The 19,216-nt window shown below is 67.9% G+C and carries 17 protein-coding genes and 1 tRNA gene; 4 read left to right on the forward strand and 14 right to left on the reverse strand.

What is annotated here, in order from left to right:
• Window positions 1-303: 303 nt before the first annotated feature.
• From adhP to AAHA49_RS17020, 10 genes are all read right to left on the reverse strand, one after another.
• The gene (gene adhP / locus AAHA49_RS16975; protein WP_259786990.1) at window positions 304-1,326 is read right to left on the reverse strand and encodes an alcohol dehydrogenase AdhP; all 1,023 of its coding nucleotides are present in this window, start codon (window positions 1,324-1,326) and stop codon (window positions 304-306) included.
• A gap of 96 nt (window positions 1,327-1,422) precedes the next feature.
• The gene (locus tag AAHA49_RS16980) at window positions 1,423-1,836 is read right to left on the reverse strand and encodes a DUF779 domain-containing protein (RefSeq protein WP_172706987.1); all 414 of its coding nucleotides are present in this window, start codon (window positions 1,834-1,836) and stop codon (window positions 1,423-1,425) included.
• A complete protein-coding gene (exaC, locus tag AAHA49_RS16985) occupies window positions 1,836-3,359 on the reverse strand; it encodes an acetaldehyde dehydrogenase ExaC (protein ID WP_342039089.1) in 1,524 nt (507 codons plus the stop codon). Before exaC ends, AAHA49_RS16980 begins: the two co-directional genes overlap by 1 nt.
• Window positions 3,360-3,459: 100 nt before the next feature.
• Window positions 3,460-4,731 carry a helix-turn-helix domain-containing protein gene (locus AAHA49_RS16990; RefSeq protein WP_063249185.1) on the reverse strand — a complete coding sequence of 424 codons (1,272 nt, stop codon included), beginning with the start codon at window positions 4,729-4,731 and terminating at the stop codon, window positions 3,460-3,462.
• Window positions 4,732-4,930: 199 nt separating this feature from the next.
• Entirely contained in the window at window positions 4,931-5,626 is a 696-nt protein-coding gene (gene rplA / locus AAHA49_RS16995) for a 50S ribosomal protein L1 (RefSeq protein ID WP_009379130.1), read from the reverse strand.
• Between the two features lie 64 nt (window positions 5,627-5,690).
• Window positions 5,691-6,128, reverse strand: coding sequence for a 50S ribosomal protein L11 (rplK, locus tag AAHA49_RS17000; protein WP_009379129.1), 438 nt, complete (start codon window positions 6,126-6,128; stop codon window positions 5,691-5,693).
• Between the two features lie 214 nt (window positions 6,129-6,342).
• A complete protein-coding gene (gene nusG, locus AAHA49_RS17005) occupies window positions 6,343-7,140 on the reverse strand; it encodes a transcription termination/antitermination protein NusG (protein ID WP_009379122.1) in 798 nt (265 codons plus the stop codon).
• Between the two features lie 90 nt (window positions 7,141-7,230).
• Window positions 7,231-7,509, reverse strand: a complete 279-nt coding sequence (gene secE / locus AAHA49_RS17010; RefSeq protein ID WP_009379120.1) for a preprotein translocase subunit SecE — start codon at window positions 7,507-7,509, stop codon at window positions 7,231-7,233.
• A gap of 101 nt (window positions 7,510-7,610) precedes the next feature.
• Window positions 7,611-7,683: transfer RNA gene (locus AAHA49_RS17015), tRNA-Trp, on the reverse strand.
• A gap of 107 nt (window positions 7,684-7,790) precedes the next feature.
• Complete coding sequence (locus AAHA49_RS17020) at window positions 7,791-9,374, reverse strand: metallophosphoesterase family protein (protein ID WP_063249186.1); 1,584 nt, start codon at window positions 9,372-9,374, stop codon at window positions 7,791-7,793.
• Between the two features lie 48 nt (window positions 9,375-9,422).
• Between AAHA49_RS17020 and AAHA49_RS17025 the strand changes: the two genes are divergently transcribed.
• The gene (locus AAHA49_RS17025; protein WP_063249187.1) at window positions 9,423-10,448 is read left to right on the forward strand and encodes an adenosine deaminase; all 1,026 of its coding nucleotides are present in this window, start codon (window positions 9,423-9,425) and stop codon (window positions 10,446-10,448) included.
• 29 nt (window positions 10,449-10,477) lie between these two features.
• Here the strand turns inward: AAHA49_RS17025 and AAHA49_RS17030 are convergent, their stop codons facing one another.
• The 4 genes from AAHA49_RS17030 to AAHA49_RS17045 form a co-directional block, all read right to left on the reverse strand.
• Complete coding sequence (locus AAHA49_RS17030) at window positions 10,478-11,551, reverse strand: UDP-N-acetylmuramate dehydrogenase (protein WP_342039090.1); 1,074 nt, start codon at window positions 11,549-11,551, stop codon at window positions 10,478-10,480.
• The gene (locus AAHA49_RS17035) at window positions 11,548-11,991 is read right to left on the reverse strand and encodes a MaoC/PaaZ C-terminal domain-containing protein (RefSeq protein ID WP_009379115.1); all 444 of its coding nucleotides are present in this window, start codon (window positions 11,989-11,991) and stop codon (window positions 11,548-11,550) included. Before AAHA49_RS17035 ends, AAHA49_RS17030 begins: the two co-directional genes overlap by 4 nt.
• A complete protein-coding gene (locus AAHA49_RS17040; protein ID WP_063249189.1) occupies window positions 11,988-12,437 on the reverse strand; it encodes an FAS1-like dehydratase domain-containing protein in 450 nt (149 codons plus the stop codon). Before AAHA49_RS17040 ends, AAHA49_RS17035 begins: the two co-directional genes overlap by 4 nt.
• A gap of 101 nt (window positions 12,438-12,538) precedes the next feature.
• Entirely contained in the window at window positions 12,539-13,435 is an 897-nt protein-coding gene (locus AAHA49_RS17045) for a hypothetical protein (protein WP_144588015.1), read from the reverse strand.
• 13 nt (window positions 13,436-13,448) lie between these two features.
• On the opposite strand from AAHA49_RS17045, the gene AAHA49_RS17050 reads away from it, so the two are divergent.
• From AAHA49_RS17050 to AAHA49_RS17060, 3 genes are all read left to right on the forward strand, one after another.
• On the forward strand, window positions 13,449-15,278 hold the full coding sequence (locus tag AAHA49_RS17050; protein ID WP_144588017.1) for a biotin carboxylase: 1,830 nt from the start codon (window positions 13,449-13,451) through the stop codon (window positions 15,276-15,278).
• Window positions 15,279-15,319: 41 nt separating this feature from the next.
• Window positions 15,320-16,663, forward strand: a complete 1,344-nt coding sequence (locus AAHA49_RS17055; protein ID WP_222064871.1) for a serine hydrolase domain-containing protein — start codon at window positions 15,320-15,322, stop codon at window positions 16,661-16,663.
• A 290-nt stretch (window positions 16,664-16,953) separates the two neighbouring features.
• Entirely contained in the window at window positions 16,954-19,215 is a 2,262-nt protein-coding gene (locus tag AAHA49_RS17060) for a response regulator transcription factor (RefSeq protein ID WP_063249192.1), read from the forward strand.
• Window position 19,216: the final 1 nt, after the last annotated feature.

Genomic DNA, 19,216 nt, shown 5'->3' on the forward strand with positions numbered 1-19,216 from the left:
CTCGAGTTCTATCTCGTCCCCTACGGTGAGCTCATCGCGACCATTGATCTGCCGCTGCCCAAGCAGCGCCACCTCAACGTCACCAAGATCGGCAGGTTCGTCAACGGAGACCGTGGTCGTCTGCCCTCGGGAGTTGAATCACTGCGAAAAACCCACCCGGTGTCCGAGAAGTGACTACCGAGACTGTCCGATAAGTCGGTACGAACACTGTCCGATAAGTGACAAGACAACACACGGCTCAGCAACCTCGCGCGAGGTTGCTGAGCCGCCGTCAGGTAGTTCGGTGCGGGGTTGGCTGATTCGTCAGTATTCGATCACGATGCGTCCGTCGATCTTTCCGTGCTCCATCTCGTCGAAGATCGCGTTGATGTCCTCGAGCGGCCGCTTGGTGAACGTCGGATGGATCTTCCCGGCAGCGTAGAAGTCAATGGCTTCCTGCAGATCCTGACGGGTTCCGACGATCGAACCGCGAATCGTCAGCCCCTTGAGAACGATGTCGAAGATCGGGGCCGGGAAGTCGCCGGGCGGCAGACCGTTGAAGACGATCGTTCCGCCAGGACGAGTCATTCCGATGGCCTGTCCGAAAGCAGACGGGTGAACGGCAGTGACGAGGACGCCATGGCTGCCGCCGATCTTCTCCTGGATGACCTCGGCAGGGTCTTCTCCGAAAGCGTTGACCGTGATCTCTGCACCATGTTTCTTGGCCAGGGCCAGTTTGTCATCGGCGACATCGACAGCGACGACGCGCATGCCCATGGCCACGGCGTATTGCACAGCGATGTGCCCGAGTCCTCCGATGCCCGAGATGACGACCCACTGCCCGGGCTTGACCTCTGTGCGTTTGAGCCCCTTGTAGGTGGTCACGCCGGCGCAGAGAACCGGAGCGATCTCATAGGGATCGGCCCCATCGGGAATCCGTGCAGCGAACTTCGTGTCGACGAGCATGTACTCACCGAAAGAGCCGTCAACGGTATAGCCACCGTATGTTTGGCTCTGGCAAAGCGTCTCCCAGCCTTGCCGGCAGTGCTCACATTCGCCGCACGCGCTCCACAGCCAGGCATTGCCGATCATCTGTCCGACTTCGACGTCCGTGACGCCCTCACCGACCTTCTCGACGACGCCGACACCCTCGTGTCCGGGGATGAGCGGAATCTTCGGCTTGACGGGCCAGTCACCGTGAGCGGCGTGGAGATCGGTGTGGCACACGCCTGAGGCGATGAGCTTGACGAGCGCCTGACCACGACCGGGCTCGGGAATCTCGTTACTGGTACCGACGCCGAGGTCCTTGCCGAATTCTGTGACTACTGCTGCTTTCATAGCTGACATCTTCTACTCCTTTGTGATGATGCGTCCGGGGAGACACCCCGTTTCATGCAATTGCAATCTTCTTATGCCCTGGTGTGGGCCTGTGCGAGACTTCGACTACCCCTCCCTCAGTTCCGAACGGATGATGAAACGCTTGCCCGTCGGAGTTTCGACGCTGAAGCCGCTTCCTCGTCCGGGGACGATATCGATCGTCAGATCGGTGTGCTTCCAGTATTCGAACTGTTCGGCCGACATCCAGAAGTCCAGTCCCGAGTGTTGCCCGTCGGGCAACGGCAGCTCAAAATGTCCCAGCCGCACGTCCGCGTCCGAGGTGAGGAATTCTCCCGCGGGAAAGCACATCGGCGATGAGCCTTCGCAGCATCCCCCAGACTGGTGGAACATCAGCTGTCCGTGTTCGGCGACCAGCCCCGCCAGAAGGTCGACGGCAGCCTGGGTCATCTTCACACGTGAACGGTTCTCACCTTCGAGCGTCGGTGCTGATTCGAGTACTTCCGCAGTGTTCTCTGGCATCAGAAGAACCCTTGTGCGTTCTCCGAATAGCTGACCAACAGATTCTTCGTCTGCTGGTAGTGGTCGAGCATCATCTTGTGGTTCTCGCGTCCGATGCCCGAGGCCTTGTAGCCGCCGAACGCCGCGTGCGCGGGATACGCGTGGTAGTTGTTCACCCACACGCGACCGGCCTGGATGTCGCGGCCGGCGTGGTACGCGGTGTTGCCGTCCCTGCTCCACACACCGGCGCCGAGGCCGTAGAGGGTGTCGTTGGCGATGCGCATCGCGTCGTCGTAGTCGGTGAACGTCGTCACCGAGACGACGGGGCCGAAGATCTCCTCCTGGAAGATGCGCATCCCGTTGTCGCCCTTGAAGATGGTCGGCTGCACGTAGTAGCCGCCGGAGAGGTCTCCGTCGAGTTCGGCCCTTTCGCCGCCGATGAGGACCTCGGCGCCCTCCTGCTTGCCGATGTCGAGGTAGGAGACGATCTTTTCGAGCTGATCGTTCGAGGCCTGCGCACCCATCATCGTGTCGGTGTCGAGCGGGTTGCCCTGGACGATCTTCTCAGTGCGGGCGACGACGGATTCGAGGAAGTCCGCGGCGATGCCCTCCTGGATGAGCGCCCTCGACGGGCACGTGCAGACTTCGCCCTGGTTGAGGGCGAACATCGTGAAGCCCTCCTGCGCCTTGTTCCAATAGGCGTCGTCCTTGGCCATGACATCATCGAAGAAGATGTTCGGGCTCTTGCCGCCGAGCTCGAGGGTGACCGGGATGATGTTCTGCGAGGCGTACTGCATGATGAGCCGGCCCGTCGTGGTCTCACCGGTGAACGCGATCTTGCGGATGCGCTTGTTCGAGGCCAACGGTTTGCCCGCCTCAAGCCCGAAGCCGTTGACGACGTTGACGACGCCGGGCGGCAGCAGATCGCCGACGAGCTCCATGAGGACGAGGATCGAGGCCGGGGTCTGCTCGGCGGGCTTGAGGACGACCGCGTTGCCGGCGGCGAGCGCCGGAGCGAGCTTCCACACGGCCATGAGGATCGGGAAGTTCCAGGGGATGATCTGTCCGACGACGCCGAGCGGCTCATGGAAGTGATACGCCACGGTCTGCTCGTCGAGCTGGGAGAGCCCGCCCTCCTGGGTGCGGATCGCCGCGGCGAAGTACCGGAAATGGTCGACGGCCAGCGGCAGGTCGGCGTTGAGGGTCTCGCGGACGGCCTTGCCGTTGTCCCAGGTCTCGGCGACCGCGAGCATCTCGAGGTTCTCCGCCATGCGGTCGGCGACCTGGAGGAGGATGTTCGCCCGCTCCGTCGGCGAGGTCTTCCCCCATGCGGGGGCCGCGGCGTGGGCGGCGTCGAGGGCGAGTTCGATGTCCTCGGCAGTGCTCGCGGGCACCTCGGTGAAGGGCTGGCCGGTCACGGGCGTGGGATTGTCGAAGTAGTTTCCGTTCGTCGGCGGCACCCACTCCCCGCCGATGTAGTTCTCGTAGCGGGGCTTGAAGGTGACGAGAGAGCCGTCTTCGCCCGGCCGTGCGTATACCGTCATGGCAACTCCTTTGCTGCGATGTCCTCGGGAGTGATCCCCGATTGACGATCACGCTACAGAGGGCAACGTTGCATGAGCGTTGCATCGCCGAGGCGGGACCTCAGCTGCCGAGCGCCTCGAGACGGACGAGTGCGGCGGTGCGCTCGGGGGCGTCGGGCGGGGCGAGCCGGAGGACGGCCATGAGCACCTCGGTGTCGGACTGGTTCTCCGGCAGCCTGGCGAAGCGCCACAGCTGCTGCCAGGTCCCGTCCTGGAGCAGGGTCTCGCGCAGCAGCGCCTCGAGCTCGCCGCTGATCTCCCGCACCCCGGGGGCGTCGGAGTCGGGAAGCACCCGGCCGCGGTAGGCCTCGAGTGCGGTCTCGACGTCGCCCTGGCCCAGGGCCCGATGGGCGGCGTCGACGTCGCTGTCGAGATCGCCGACCAGGCGGTAGGGCCGTCCGGCCACCTCGAGGTCGCTGAGGGTGGCGATCGTCTTGCGCAGGCGCGCGATCTCCGCGCGCACGGTGACGTCGCTGCCTCCGGTCGGCCAGAGCCGATCGGCGAGTTCGGCATTGGTCAGCCCGGCAGGGCTGCGGTGGAGCAGGAGGAGGAGTTCGGCGTGGCGCTTCGAGAGTTCGATGCGCGCGCCGTCCGGCCCGGTCAGGGCGGGAGCCGAACCGCTGACCGCGAGGCGGACGCGGGCGGCGGAGTCCCGGTCCCCCACCTCGGCGGCATCGGCGCGGTAGAGCCGAGAGAGGCCTGCGGCGGCGGCCTGAGCGGTCGACCCGAGCAGGGGCAGGACGATCGAGGACACGGCATCGTCTCCCCCGGTGACGTCGATGATGCCGATGACCTCGCCGGTGCCGGGATGGGTGACGGGCACCGCGCTGCAGCTCCACGCGTGGACGTCGCTGGCGAAGTGCTCGGCCTGGCTGATCTGGACGGCCGAACGGGACTGGAGGGCGAGACCCGGTGCCGAGGTGCCCATCGCATCCTCGGACCAGTCGGAGCCGGGGACGAAGCCCATCGACTCGGCACGCTCGCGCACGGACCGCTCCCCCTCGACCCAGAGCAGACATCCCTGCTCATCGCCGAGGGCGACGAGGAGGCCCGCGCCGGTGGCCGGTTCGATGAGGTGAGAGCGCAGCAGCGGCATGATCGAGTGGAAGGGATGACGGCGGCGCACCTCGGCGAGCTGAGCGTCCTCATAGGCCACCCGGGCACGGACGCCGGACGGGTCGCGGAGTCGAACGAGGGAACGGGTCCAGGACTCGAGGACCGTCGATCGCACCCCGGGGACGCCGCGCCGCTCAGGGTTGGGTGCGGCGAGGTCGCTGTGGGCCCGACGCACGATGAGCTGATAGTCGTCGTGCAGCAGCGGTGTCGTGCTCATCGCAGTCCGCTTCACCTCCGTCGGCGGTCGTCATGCAGGTCACTGGGGTCATCCCAATCTATCGGCTGCGACGAACGTGAGCAAGGTCACCGGCGCACGTGAGGACCCGTGGGAGGCGAAGAGGCGCAGATGCGACGAAGGGCGGGAAGTGAGAGACTCACTTCCCGCCCTTCAGGCGCGGATCACTCCACGGTCGGAATCAGGCGCGCAGCGCGGCTGCGTCGACCGGGATGCCGGGACCGTTCGAGGTCGTGATGGTCGCCTTCGTGATGTAGCGGCCCTTCGAGGAGGACGGCTTGAGGCGGAGGATCTCCTCGATCGCAGCATCGAAGTTCTCCTGCAGGGCCTGCTCGGAGAACGAGGCCTTGCCGATGATGAAGTGGAGGTTCGAGTGCTTGTCGACGCGGAATTCGATCTTTCCGCCCTTGATGTCGGACACGGCCTTGGCGACGTCCATGGTCACCGTGCCGGTCTTCGGGTTCGGCATGAGGCCGCGGGGACCGAGCACCTTGCCCAGACGTCCGACCTTGCCCATCATGTCGGGGGTTGCAACCGCTGCGTCGAAGTCGGTGAAGCCGTCGGCCACCTTCTCCAGCAGGTCATCGGAACCGACGTAGTCGGCACCTGCTTCGCGGGCTGCCTCTGCACGGTCGCCGGCGGCGAACACCAGGACCCGGGCGGTCTTGCCGGTGCCGTGCGGGAGGTTGACGGTGCCGCGCACCATCTGGTCCGCCTTGCGGGGGTCGACCCCGAGGCGGAGGGCGACCTCGACGGTGGCGTCGTACTTCGCCACCGAGGTCTCCTTGGCCAGGTCGATCGCCTGAGCCGGTTCGTACTTCACATCTGCGGCGATCTTCTCAGCCGCGGCCTGGTAGGCCTTCGAGCGCTTTGCCATCTGCTTCTCTCCTTGCAGTCGTGGTCGGGGCTGCGTCCGCCCTGCCACAGTGGGATGTCTGGTCTCAGACCTCGATGTCGGTGGTGATGCCCATCGAACGAGCGGTGCCCGCGATGATGCGATCGGCCATGTCGAGGTCGTTGGCGTTGAGATCGGGCATCTTCGTCGTGGAGATCTCGCGGACCTGGTCGGCGCTGAGGTGCGCGACCTTGACGGTGTGCGGGGTCGCCGAACCCGACTTCACGCCGGCGGCCTTCTTGATGAGTTCCGCGGCCGGCGGGGTCTTGAGGACGAAGGTGAACGAACGGTCTTCGTAGACCGTGATCTCGACGGGAACGATGTTCCCGCGCTGGGATTCAGTCGCAGCGTTGTACGCCTTCGTGAATTCCATGATGTTGACGCCGTGCTGGGCAAGCGCCGGACCGATCGGAGGCGCCGGGTTGGCGGCACCTGCCTGAATCTGGAGCTTGACGAGGCCGGCTACCTTTTTCTTGGGAGGCATGTGCGGTCCTTAATCTTGAGAGTGTCCATGCGCCGAGAGAACGCGGCGCATCATCCAATGCCGGCCTGCCGATACAGGGCCGACAATCAAACCACACCATCATTCCACGCTCGCCCGGCTTCGGGCAAATGGTCGTGAGCGGGAACACAGGGTGGAAGAACGCGTCAGGGGCCCGGTCGGAACCGGGCCCCTGCGATGGTGTGCGCTGGTCGGGTCAGAGCTTCGAGACCTGGTCGAAGCCGAGCTCGACGGGAACGTCTCGCTCGAAGATCGACAGCAGCACGGTGAGCTTCTGGGAGTCCGGGCGGATCTCCTGGATCGTGGCGGGGTGGCCTTCGAACGAGCCCTCCTTGACGAGGACGGATTCGCCGACCTCGAACTCCACCTCGGTGATGGGGGCGGACTTCGCCGCAGCCTCGGCGGCCACGCCCTCAGCGGCGGCGGCTTCGGCCTGGCGCTCCTCGAAGACGGGAGCGAGCATCGTGAAGACCTCGTCGATCGAGAGCGGGACCGGGTCGTAGGCGTTGCCGACGAAACCGGTCACACCCGGGGTGTGGCGCACGGCGCCCCACGACTCGTCGGTGAGCTCCATCCGGACGAGCACGTAGCCGGGCACGCGCACGCGGCGGACCTGCTTGCGCTGACCGTTCTTGATCTCGACGACGTCCTCCATGGGGACCTGCGACTCGAAGATGAAGTCCTCGAGGTTGAGGCTCACGGCGCGGTTCTCGAGGTTCTGCTTCACGCGGTTCTCGTAGCCGGCGTAGGAGTGGATGACGTACCAGTCGCCCTCCTGCATCCGCAGCTCGGCCTTGAACTCCTCGGCAGGGTCGACGTCGTCGCCGGACTCGGCGGAATCGTCAGCGGCGGAGTCCTCAGCCGGTGCCTCATCGGCAGCGGTCGCGTCGACGTCGGCGGTCGCCTCGGTCGTCGACTCCTCGACCGTCTCGGTCTCAGGCGCGTCGACCTCAGTCTCAGGGGCGTCCTGTTCGGGTGAACTGGTATCCGACACCGATCAATTCCTCGCTTCGCGTGTAGTCGGACGGCTTGCGTGTCCGAAGGATGTGCTGTTTGTATCCAGGTTATCGCCGCACGGGGCGACTCACCACAGTGGCCAGAGCGGAGTTCCGCCGAAGACGAATCCGACGAGCTTGCCGAACACGAGGTCGAGGACCGTGACGATGACCATCATGACGAGGATGAACCCCAGCACGACGAGTGTGTAGTTGACCAGCTGCTTGCGGGTCGGGGTGACGACCTTCTTCAGCTCCGCCACGACTTCGCGGAGGAACTGGATGATCCGTCCGAAGAATCCGAGCTGCTTGCGACGGGAGGCGTTCTCAGACGCGTTTCCTGTCTTCTTTGCCGGTGTGTCGCTCACACATCCTCACTCGGTCGGAATCCTTTGGGACTGCTCAACTGCCTCAGCCAGTCAGTCTGCGCTCTGTCCGGCGGTGATCGCCGCGGCAGGCTTCGACTGCGCAGGGGTGACAGGACTCGAACCTGCAACCTACGGTTTTGGAGACCGTTGCGCTACCAATTGCGCCACACCCCTTCGATTCGACTCCCCCAGCTGAGGGGGTGTCCAACCACGAGAAACGAGCATACCGTCTCCCACCGCGATCCGTCGAACCGAGCACGGTCCGCGTGTGCCGTGGCCCCCTACTCACTCGGTTCGACGGGGTCGGCGACGAGGGGCTGCGGCTCGGGGAAACGCACCCACGGACCGATGCTGACCTCCTCACCTGGGGAGACAGTGATGATCTGGAGGTCGATGGGTCTCTTCGTCCGGTTGTCGACGCGGATGATGCTCACCGTGGCATCCATCTTCAAGGGACCCGGGGTGAGCGCGTTCGCGAGCGCTCCGCCTGTCGTCGAACTCACGTATCGCACTCCCCGACCAAAGGCCTCGGGTCCGACAGTGCGGTGCCAGTGTCCGCTCAGGGCGTAGTCCGCGCACCCGGAGTCGAGGGCCGGTTGGACGATCCTGGGGTCGTGGACGAGCATGACGTCGAAGTCGGCCGTGCACGCCTCGTCGCGCAGCCGGGCTGCGTATTCGTCGGCGGTCAGCTCGGTCTCGAGCTGGGGTCCGGAGCCGAACACCGTCCGGCGCGGATCGGGACCGCCGAAGAAGCGCACGCCCGCGAGCTCCGCCGTGGAGTCGTCGAGGACCGTCCACCCGCTGCGTCGGGCATGGCGGGCGGTCTCCTGCGAGTCGTGGTTGCCCTTGACGAACATCCGCGGCAGTCCCTCGGGCAGTTCGTTCCCGAGGACGTCGATGCAGTAGTTCTCGGCCGAGGTCCCCGTCATCGTCACATCGCCGGCGTCGATGAGTGCGTCGGCCCCGCTCAGCCGGGTGACCGCACCGACGACGCGAGCCATGCCGATGTTGCAGTGGACGTCGGAGCTGAGCACGAAGGTCGAGACGCCGGCCTTCCCTGCCGGCGGGGGCACCATGCCCTGCGAGGTCCAGTCGCCGCTGAGGGGGCGTTCGCTCCACGCTCCGCGAAGGCCGGCGAGGACGGCGTCGTAGAAGGCGTCGTTGTCCTCGGAGAAGTCCCTGACCGCGGTGAACGCCTGGTCGATGATCCCGCCGAGGCGGCCGGTCACCTGCGATCCGGCCAGCGGGGTCCCCGCGAACGCCGGGTCCGGCCGCAGCGGTTCCGGACGGGTGAGCGCGATGGCGCTCACCCCGGACAGGAGAAGGACGACGACCGCGCCGATCGCCGTGAGCTCCCGGCTCGCCAGTCCCCGCCGCAGCGCGGCGATCCGTGCCGGTCCGAGCAGGTGGATGCCGCCGACGACGGCTCCCGAGAGCAGACACACCGCGAGCGCCCAGCGGATGAGGATCTCCCGCGTCAGGCCCTCGACGATGAGGTCGATCTGGACCTGCGGGGCGGAGAAGAGCGAGGCATAGGAAGCGATGTCCCCACCGAGGGCGTCGATCGTCCCTCCGCCGCTGTCGGCGGCACCGCCGGAGGCCGAGGTCGTGTCCTCGGCGGCACCGGAGACGGGGATCTCCCCGATGTCGACGCTCACCCCCAGTCCGAGCGGCAGATAGTCCCCGGCAGGGACGAGGAGGGTGCCCAGCGGCCCGAAGTCGAGGGTGAGCCGCGAATCGGCGGTGACGCGGTACTGCGCCTCATGGGGGCCGAAGCTCAGATCGGCACGGGCGGTGAAGAGCGCCCAGGGCAGGGTGACGACGGTGAGGACGAGGAGCAGGAGGAGGAGACGGGGTGACGACACGGACCCATTCTAGGGATGCGCCCTGGTCGTCGGACTATCCTTGGGCAGATGACGGACCCTCTCGTGTCCCTGCCCAAGGCACACCTGCACCTGCACTTCACCGGTTCGATGTCGGCCGACACCCTGCAGGACCTCGCCGCCGAGGCGGGCGTGAGCCTGTCCGATCAGCTCTTCGCCGACAAGGTCACGGGACTGAGTCCCGACGAGCGCGGCTGGTTCCGCTTCCAACGCCTCTACGACATGGCCCGCGGCGTCGTCCGCGGGGAGGACATCATGCGCCGACTCGTCCGTGAGGCGGCGGCAGCCGACCGGGCCGAGGGGTCCCGCTGGCTCGAGCTCCAGGTCGACCCGACCTCGTATGCCCCGTTCGTCGGCGGCATCACCCCGGCCCTGGAGATCATCCTCGACGAGGCGGCGAAGGCCAGCGACGACGATTTCGGGATGGCGATCATCGTCGCCGCCTCCCGCACCCGGCACCCCCTCGATGCGCGGATGCTCGCCCGTCTCGCCGCCCACCACGCCGGTGAAGGTCCGGGCACCGTCATCGGCTTCGGACTGTCCAACGACGAGCGCCGAGGTGAGACCGCGGAGTTCGCCCGGGCCTTCGACATCGCCCGCCGCGCCGGGCTGCTCTCGGTCCCGCACGGCGGGGAGCTGCTCGGTCCCGAGCACATCCGCTCGGTCGTCCGCGACCTTTCCCCCGACCGCCTCGGGCATGGGATCCGGGCCGGTGAGGATCCGCAGCTGCTGGGCGAGATCGTCGAGGCAGGTGTCGGCTTCGAGGTGTGTCCGGGGTCGAACGTCTCCCTCGGCGTCTACCCCGACATCGATGAGGTGCCGCTGCGGACGCTTCTCGATGCGGGTGCGAAGGTCGCCCTCGGTGCCGACGATCCGCTCATCTTCCACACCCGACTCGTCGACCAGTACCGGTTCGCCGAGCAGCTAGGTCTCACCCCCGGCGAACTCGCCGGCCTGGCCCGTGACTCGTTCGCGATCTCGGCCGCCCCCGAGTCCGTGCGCGAGGCCGCCGGAGCCGACATCGACGCGTGGCTGGAGGACCGGACGACGGCCTGAGGGGCCGGGTTCCGGCCCCGGGCCCAGGCCTACAGGTTCGCGCCGACGAAGGTGGGTTCGGGCTCGAGGACGATCCCGAACCGCTCCTCGACTCCGGCGACGACGGTTCGGGCGAGGTCGAGGACGTCGGCGGTCGTCGCCCCGCCGCGGTTGGTCAGAGCCAGCGTGTGCTTCGTCGACAGGCTCGCACGAGCGCCCGGCAGGGCGAAGCCCCTGTCGAACCCGGCGCGCTCGATGAGCCAGGCGGCCGAGGTCTTCGTCAGCCCGGGGATCGGTGCCCCGCTGAGGGGATCGGTGGCCGGGAAGCGCGGAGCCTCCGCGGGCAGCGCGGCCTCCGCGTCGACGATCGGGTTGGTGAAGAACGACCCTGCCGACCACGTGTCATGGTCGTCCGGGTCGAGCACCATCCCCTTCGACCGGCGCAGCGCGAGCACGGCGTCGCGGACGTCGGCGGCCGGAACGCTCTCGCCTATCCCGACCCCGAGCGCCGAGGCGAGCTGGGCGTAGCGCACCGGCAGAGATCCCGGTCCGCGCTGGAGCGTGAACGTCACCGAGAGGACGATGTGGGCGGGGGTGCCCGCGGCCTGCTGGGCGCGTTTGAGCAGTGATGTGCGGTATCCGAACTCGAGCTCTGCGGCGCTCAGCGAACGGATCTGCCCGGCGACGCGGTCGTAGACCTCGACGGAGGTGATGAGCTCGGCGACCTCGGTCCCGTAGGCCCCGACGTTCTGGATCGGGGTGGCCCCGACCGATCCGGGGATCCCGGAGAGGGCCTCGAGCCCGGTGAGACCCTGCGCGAGCGTGCCGGCGACGAAGTCGTCCCAGTCCTCCCCCGCCTCGGCGGTCACCTGGGCATGGGTGTCGGAGAGCTCCGTGGTCTCAACGCCCTTCGTCGCGACGACGCCGACGGGACCGGCGAAGCCCGCATCGGCGATGAGGAGATTCGATCCGCCGCCGACGAGGAGGATGCCGGGCATCCGGGGTGCGCTCGGGTCGAGGGCATTGTCAGCGGCGAACGCGAGCAGCTCCTCCCGGGAGCCTGCGACCGTGAGGTCCGGGGCTGGCCCGCCGAGGTGGAACGTCGTGAGCTCGGAGAGGTTCACCGTCCGACCCGGATCTGAGTGCGGCTGAGCACGTCGGTGCCGCCTGCGGTGACGGTGGCGTCGATGCGCAGGGTGCCGACGGCCGGGTCGACGGCGCCGACCTTCGCCGTGAGGGTGAGCGCAGTGGTCGGCGTCGACGGCGGACCCGACTCTGCGTCGGGGACGAGGACGGGGGCGGAGAACCGGGTGCGGTAGTCGACGATGGCCCCCGGGTCGCCGAGCCATTCGGCGATCGGGGAGACGACGACGGCCATCGAGAGCATGCCGTGGGCGATGACGCCCTCGAGGCCGACCTCCTGCGCGAAGCGCTCCGACCAGTGGATGGGGTTGTGGTCGCCCGACGCGGCGGCGTAGTCGATGAGCGAGGCGCGTGAGAGCGGGATCTCGGTCTCGACGACGACGTCGCCGATTTTCAGCTGGGACAGGTCGACGAGGCTCATTCTCCGTCTCCTCTCACGACGATGGTCGAGGTCACCGTGACCACCGGCTGGTCGGCGGCATCGGTGATCTCGGTGCGGGTGGTGATCATGGCGTTGTCGCCGGCGGCACGGACGCCGTCGACGTGGGTCGTCGCACGCAGGCTGTCGCCCGCGACGATCGAGCGGGCGAAGCTGAACTGCTCCGAGCCGTGGACGACCTTCGAGAAGTCGATGCCGGAGTCGGGGTCGGAGATGTAGGCGGCCTCGCTGCGCTGCGCGATGATCACGGCGAACGTCGTCGGGGCGATGACGTCCCTGTACCCCAGGGCCTCAGCCGCGGCGGGGTCGAAGTGGTAGTCGGCCGTCGCGTTCGTCGCGCGGGCGAACTCGGCGATCGCCTCACGGGAGACGTCATAGGGACGCGGCAGGGTGTACGAGGTTCCCTGCTTGTCGGCATTCACCGGCATGTCTGCTCTCTTTCGACAAAGGTCGGTACTCGCCCCAGCCTAACTTCACCGACCCGGGCACGCGGAATCGGCGACTTCGGTCAAGGAACCCTCGCCCGTGGTCACGATTTCGCTTCCCATTCACCCAATTGGTGCACCATCGGCCTCAGGCGTCGAAAACTGAGATAAGTTGTCCCCATCACATCTGCTGTAGGCGTCACCCGAAGCCCCGGCAGAGCCGACGAAACCCCGGCGTCGGGCGTTTCCCTAAGGAGCACTGCAATGACGAACCACCCCTCGAGCTCATCGTCCGCCGCCCCCCGCGGCAACAAGGAGTCCGGAGGCTCGACCTCCGCGAAGTCGCCCGCATCGGCTGCGAAGACGTCAGCGACGAAGAAGCCTCCGGCGAAGACGACGACGGCGACATCGGCCGCCGCGAAGAAGCCCACGACGAAGACGGCGACGACGAAGGTGAGTCCGACGGCGAAGAAGACGTCCTCGACGGCGAAGTCGGGGTCCGCGAAGAGCGCCTCGACGGCGAAGAGCTCACCGGCGAGCACGAGCACGTCCGCCGGCAGGAGCGGCGCGGCGAAGACGAACTCGTCCTCACCGGCGAAATCGTCGACGACGACGCCGGCTGCCGCGAGCACGTCGGCGAAGCCGGCCACGGGCGCGAGCACGGCGGCGAAGCCGACCACGGGCGCGGCGACGAAGTCCGCCGCGAGCACGTCCTCCACGGCGAAGTCCTCGGCAGCGAAGACGCCCGCGGCGAAGTCCTCGACGCCGAAGTCCTCGACGGCGACCACGGCGGCGAAGAAGTCGACTACGAAGTCGACGGCGGCGAAGACGTCGACTGCGACGAAGTCGACGGCTGCCAAGGCTCCCTCGACGAAGAAGGCTCCCGCAGCGAAGAAGACTGCCGCGACGAAGTCTGCCGCTGAGAAGTCGACGGCCGCGAAGGCTCCGGCGGCGAAGTCGACCGCGCCCGCCGCTCCGGAGGCCAAGCGACGGGCGGTCAAGGACGGAGTCGCCGTGCCCGCTGCGGCGGCGACCGACCCCGCCACCGCTGCGGCACCCGCAGCCGCAGCACCGGCAGCCGCAGCTCCCCCGGCCGCCGCTGCGGCCCCCGCACCGGCCGCCCCGGTCGAACCGGCCCTTCCGCCGGCTCCCGGCACCCCCATCGCACCCGCGCCGGCACCAGCCGCCGAAGTGGCCGCCGCATCGGTGGCCGCCCCGGCCGCGGCACCCGCGGCCCCGGTGACCGCACCCGCTGCAGCCCCGGTCGAGCCCCTCGCTCCCGTCGAGCCCGGACTCACCGACCCCGCCGAGGCCGAGGTCCACGTCGGCACCGACGCCGCCTACGCCGGAAAGGAGGCCGACCGCGCCCAGCTGCGCCGCCCGCTGCGCAACATCTCCGAGGTCCGCCACTTCTTCCGTACGAACCAGACGCCGATCTACTTCATCGGCGCCACCCCGTTCAACCTCCTCGGTCTCGACCGCTGGGTCCGCAACTTCTCCTACATCACGTACTACGACGGCTGGGACGGGGGACACCCGCGCGTGTTCTCGCCCCGCTACAAGCCGTTCGTCGAGTTCGAATCAGGGGAAGCGATCAACAACTGGCTCCTGCTCAACGCCGAGGTCCGCGCGCACATGACCCGCAACGTCCCCCACGGCGAGCGCCCGAAGGTCGCCATGGTCTTCTTCGACGAGGAGACCGAATGGATCTGCAGGGAGCTCGGCTACGACCTCATCCTCCCCTCGGCGAAGCTGCGCAACCAGCTGGATTCGAAGATCGAGACGACGAAGCTCGGCAACGAAGCCGGTGCCTACTCGGTGCCCAACGTCCTCACGACGACCGACACGTACGAGGAGCTGACGAAGGCGTCGACGGAGGCCGGTCTCGGCACCGACCTCGTCGTGCAGACCCCCTACGGGGACTCGGGCAAGACGACGTTCTTCATTGCCTCCGAGGAGGAATGGGACAAGCACCGGGACGACATCATCGGCGAGCAGCTCAAGGTGATGAAGCGGATCAACAACACGCCTGTGGCGGTCGAGGCCGTGATCACGAGCAGCGGCGTCGTCGTCGGCCCGTTCCTCACAGAGCTCGCCGGATTCCCCGAGCTCACCCCCTACAAGGGCGGCTGGTGCGGCAACGAGATGACGCCCGATGTCCTCACCGCCGACCAGCGCGGGCGGGCCCGCGAGCTCGTCCGCCGGATGGGCGAAGGCCTGCGCAAGCGCGGCTACCGCGGGTTCTTCGAGGTCGACGTCCTCGTCGATCTCGACACCAACGACGTCTACCTCGGCGAGCTCAACCCCCGGATCTCCGGAGCCTCGGCGATCACCAACGTCACCGCGGGAGCCTACGCCGACGTTCCGCTCTTCCTCTTCCACCTCCTCGAGTACCTCGACGTCGAGTTCGACCTCGACGTCGACGAGATCAACGAACGGTGGGAGGAGCTCTCCGGAGCCGACGAGTGGAGCCAGATGGTCATCAAGGAGACCGCGCCGATCACCGAGTACATCACGCACTCGCCGCTGACCGGACAGTACTTCCTCGACCAGTACGGGACGCTGACGTACAAGCGGGCAGCACTCGACTGGCATCCTCTGCAGAACGGCAGCGAGGTCTTCTTCCTCCGCATCTACGGAGCCGGCGAGTACCGGTGGAAGGGCGCCGACCTCGGTGTCCTCGTGACGAAGAACCCGCTCCAGGTCGATGCCGACGGCAAGAAGTCCCTGAGCATCCGTGCCAAGCACTTCATCGACTCGATCCGTGCGATGTACGCCGGAGTTCCCGTCGCCGCGGAGGATCCCGCGCCGACGATCGGCGGACCGGGGGCGAAGGGCGACTGATAGTCTCGTCCTCAACCCCTGCACAGATCGAGAGGTGAAGTGTGACCGAAGCGTCTTCGGATCCGACCCTGCCCGACCCTGCCCTCGCGGCGGAAGGGTCGGCTCCTGCCGGTCCCTCCGCCGAGGCGGTCGTCGCCCCGACCGACCCCGCTGAGTCGCTCGCCCCGCACGCCGAGCCGATCCCGGTCGACTCCGGTGAGGGCGTCGACAAGGACAACTGGCAGGACGCCGAGCATGTGCGCTGGTCGTTCCAGCACGTCGACGAGGTGCTGCCGACGACGCCGATCTCCCGCGGAGACGGCCCGGTCGCGCAGTTCCCCGTCGACCTCCGGGATCTCGGCGGGATCGAGATCCCGGAGACGGAGTACTCCGCGGCCCGCAGCGTCCGCAGCGTCATCGAGTCGAGCGACACGGACGCGTGGATGGTCCTCCACCAGGGAACCGTGCTCACCGAGGAGTATTTCGGCGCGATGCGGCCGGAGACCGAGCATCTCCTCATGTCGGTGAGCAAGTCGCTGGTGGGCACGGTCGCCGGGGTCCTCGTCGGCGCCGGGGAGATCGAGACGAGCCGACTCGTCACCGACTACGTCCCCGAGCTCGCAGAGTCCGGGTATGCAGGAGCGACGGTGCGCGACATCCTCGACATGCGCTCGGGCATCCGGTTCTCCGAGAACTACCTCGACCCGGAGTCCGAGGTCCGGCAGATCGAGCGGGCCATCGGCTGGTCGGAGGAGGAGCCCTCCCCCGAGGCGGTGGGCATGTACGCCTACCTGCGCACGCTTGAGCAGAAGGCCCCGCACGGCGGACCGTTCGAGTACCGCTCGTGCGAGACCGACGTGCTCGGCTGGGTGTGCGAGAAGGTCGCCGGTGAGAGCATGCAGACGCTCATGTCGCGGGTGCTGTGGTCGCGCATCGGTGCCGAACGCGACGCCCTCATCGCCACCGACCAGTTCGGCGTCGGAATGTTCGACGGCGGCATCAATGCCACCCTGCGCGATCTTGCACGCTTCGGCTACCTCTACTCGAATCGCGGCGTCTCGCTCACCGGCGAACAGGTCGTCCCCACCTCGTGGATCGGCGACACGCTCACCGGCAGCGAGGACACGAGGCAGGCATTCGCCGACAGCCCCGGCGACAACCGGATGCCCGGCGGGATGTACCGCAACCAGTTCTGGTTCCCGTACCCGGACTCGCACGCCTTCCTCGCGCTCGGCATCCATGGGCAGATGATCTACATCAACCCCGGAGCCTCCTTCGTCGGCGTCAAGCTCTCCAGCTGGGGGCTGCCGCAGGACGCGCGGAAGCTCTTCCCGACGATCCGGGCCTTCGACGCCCTCGCGAAGACCGTGGCCCGCCCCGACGTCGACGCTCCCGCCGCGCGGTGAGGTCAGCCGCAGCCCTCGTGCCCCGGGGGCTGCGGACCACCCATCCGCCGCGGCGGGCCCGGCCGCCCGGCGGCAGGGATTCCTGCCGGACAATTGCGACCCCGAAGTCACATCGACGTCATCGAAGGTTACCGACGGGTCATCCCGGCGCTTCCCGCGCAGATTCGCGCCCCGGCTGAATGTAGCCTTGGAAAGTGCTCCGACCCAGGAGCTGCAGCGTTCCCCAGCTGCGCCAGTGAGCCGCGGCGCCTCCGCCGAGGTTCGCCTCACGCACGACCGAAGGCACACAGGTGATCCCCCATCCCCCGACGCACTCCTCCCCCGAGCCCGGCCCCTTCGACGCGATCCTCGGTGAGCGGATCGACGATCTCGCCGAGTTCTCGGCCGGACTGACCGCTGGGACGCTGTCGGAGGAGACCGTCCGCACGCTGTTCGACCTCACCGCCGGTCATATCAGCCTCGCCCGCACCGTCGTCAGCGGCGCCCAGCGCGCACGGGTCGCGCTCGACGCCGTCGCCGCCGATGACTACAGCACCCTGCTCGCCCCGTTCTCCCTCGATGCGGACTCCCTCGACTGGGACTCCCCCGCCGTGCGCCTCTTCCTCCTCGTCGCGCAGGTCGAGACCATCGAGGCGCCCCTCATCGCGCTCGCCCATCGCGCGATCCCCCGCATCGGCGAGGCACCCGACGACGCCGTCCCGAGCGCCGACGAGCTCACCTCCCAACTCGTCTTCACCGGGGTGCTCAGCCTCTGCCCGAAGCACGCGGGCAGCTATGTCATGCCGGGCCTCATCCGTGCCGTGGCCCGCAGGATCGGTCCGAATCCCCCGGAGGGGCGGATCTCGCCGAGGCAGGCGCTCGGACTCGAGCTCGAGGAGTCCCACCGCTCCCTCCTCGACGTCGGCACGGTGCGTCCCGATGCGCTGCTCGCCCTCATCGGCGATCTCGGGGCGTGGTCTCTGCTCACCGAGGTGTGGTCGGAGCGGGGCTTCAACGTCTTCTACCCGGAGTTCGTCGCCGCCGTCCACACGATCCTCTCCGTCCCCGCCTCCGTCGTCCGCGGGTCGCTCGTCCTCGCCGAAGCGCAGAGCGCGGCCCGAGAGATCGCGAACATCAGCAACCGCACGGGATCGACCGACCCGCGTGAGGTCCTTCCGCTCGTCACCTTCGACCGCCTCGACGTCCCCACTCTCGAGCAGGAGAGGGCGCGCCTCGACGACGGTGACTTCACCGCCGACGAGGTGGCGGTGATGACCCTGCGGACCATGCGCGACCGCCGGCAGCACGGCGATCTCGACGGCGCAGTGGCCGCCGCCGAGGCGGGCATGGAGCTCATCTTCGCCCGGCAGTCCGGCTCGGGCTCGCTCTCGCGCCTCTACGATGCCCGTCTCCTCATGGAGCGCGGCCTCGATCTCGCTCGTACCGGGGACGTCCGCCGAGGCCTGCACCTCGTCGAACGCGCCGTCGTCATCGCCGAATCGATCCTCCCCTTCGAGCCCTTCCCTCTGCTCCCGTCACTCGCGGTGGCAGCCGTCGGCTACATCGCTGCGGGTTTCGGCCCGAAGAGCGAGCAGGTGCTCTCCCGCTACGACGAGCTGCGGGCCCGCTTCGAATTCCACACCCTGCAGACGGACTACATCGCCAACACCCCGCGCCTGCACCGGGCCCTCGACCAGCTCGACCTCGTCGCCTCCGCCGCGGCGATCGCGCTCGCGCGCACCCTCTCCCCCGCCCATCGCGGATCCGGCGTCTTCCGCTACGGCGAGGCCCTGCACGCGATGTACTCGGGCAATGCGGAGCTCTATCTCAAGGAGCACGCGCTGGCCCCGGAGTCCCCGATGGCCGGTCATGAACCGCAGGTGATGGGGTCGACGTTCTCGTTGACGACGATGCTCTCCGTGGCGACCGGAGCGCTGCGGGAGGCGCAGGCGCTCGCGTCGAAGGCGTCCCGACTCGACCGGGAACACGGTCTCTCCCGCGCCCGTGTCGCCTTCGCCCTCGGCCAGCACGACGTCGTCGACTCCTTCACCTCCCAGGTGCTCATCACCGGCACCGACCCACGGGAGAAGGGCGCGGCCCTGGCACTGCGTGCAGCAGCCCTCGTCCGCCGCGGCCGCGAGGCGGCGGCACTGGCCGATGTGCGCAACGCCCTCGACTACTGTGTCGTCTCCGGTTCGGTCCTGCCCTTCGCGCTGCTGCCGAGCGACCTCCGGTCGTACTTCGTCGAGATGACCGTCGACTTCCCGCAGTGGGAGTGGATCGCCGACACGTTCGCGATGTCCCCGGTCACCGGAGCCCAGCTGCGGGCGCGTCTCCTCGATCTGCCGGTGACGATGTCGGAGGCCAGGGTGGAGAACCGTCTGCTCGACTCCCATGAGCTCGATCTGCTCTACCGACTCGAGAAGGCCACACCGCTCGCGCGCATCGCCGCCGATCTCTCCCTCGCCGAGGGCACGGTGAAGAACCGTCTCTCCGCGATCTACCGCAAGCTCGGGGTCCGCAACCGCCGGGACGCCGTCGAGTACGGGTACCGCAACGGCTACTTCTCGTAGT

This window comes from Brevibacterium ammoniilyticum, from assembly GCF_038429965.1.
In the GTDB taxonomy this organism is placed as follows: domain Bacteria; phylum Actinomycetota; class Actinomycetes; order Actinomycetales; family Brevibacteriaceae; genus Brevibacterium; species Brevibacterium ammoniilyticum.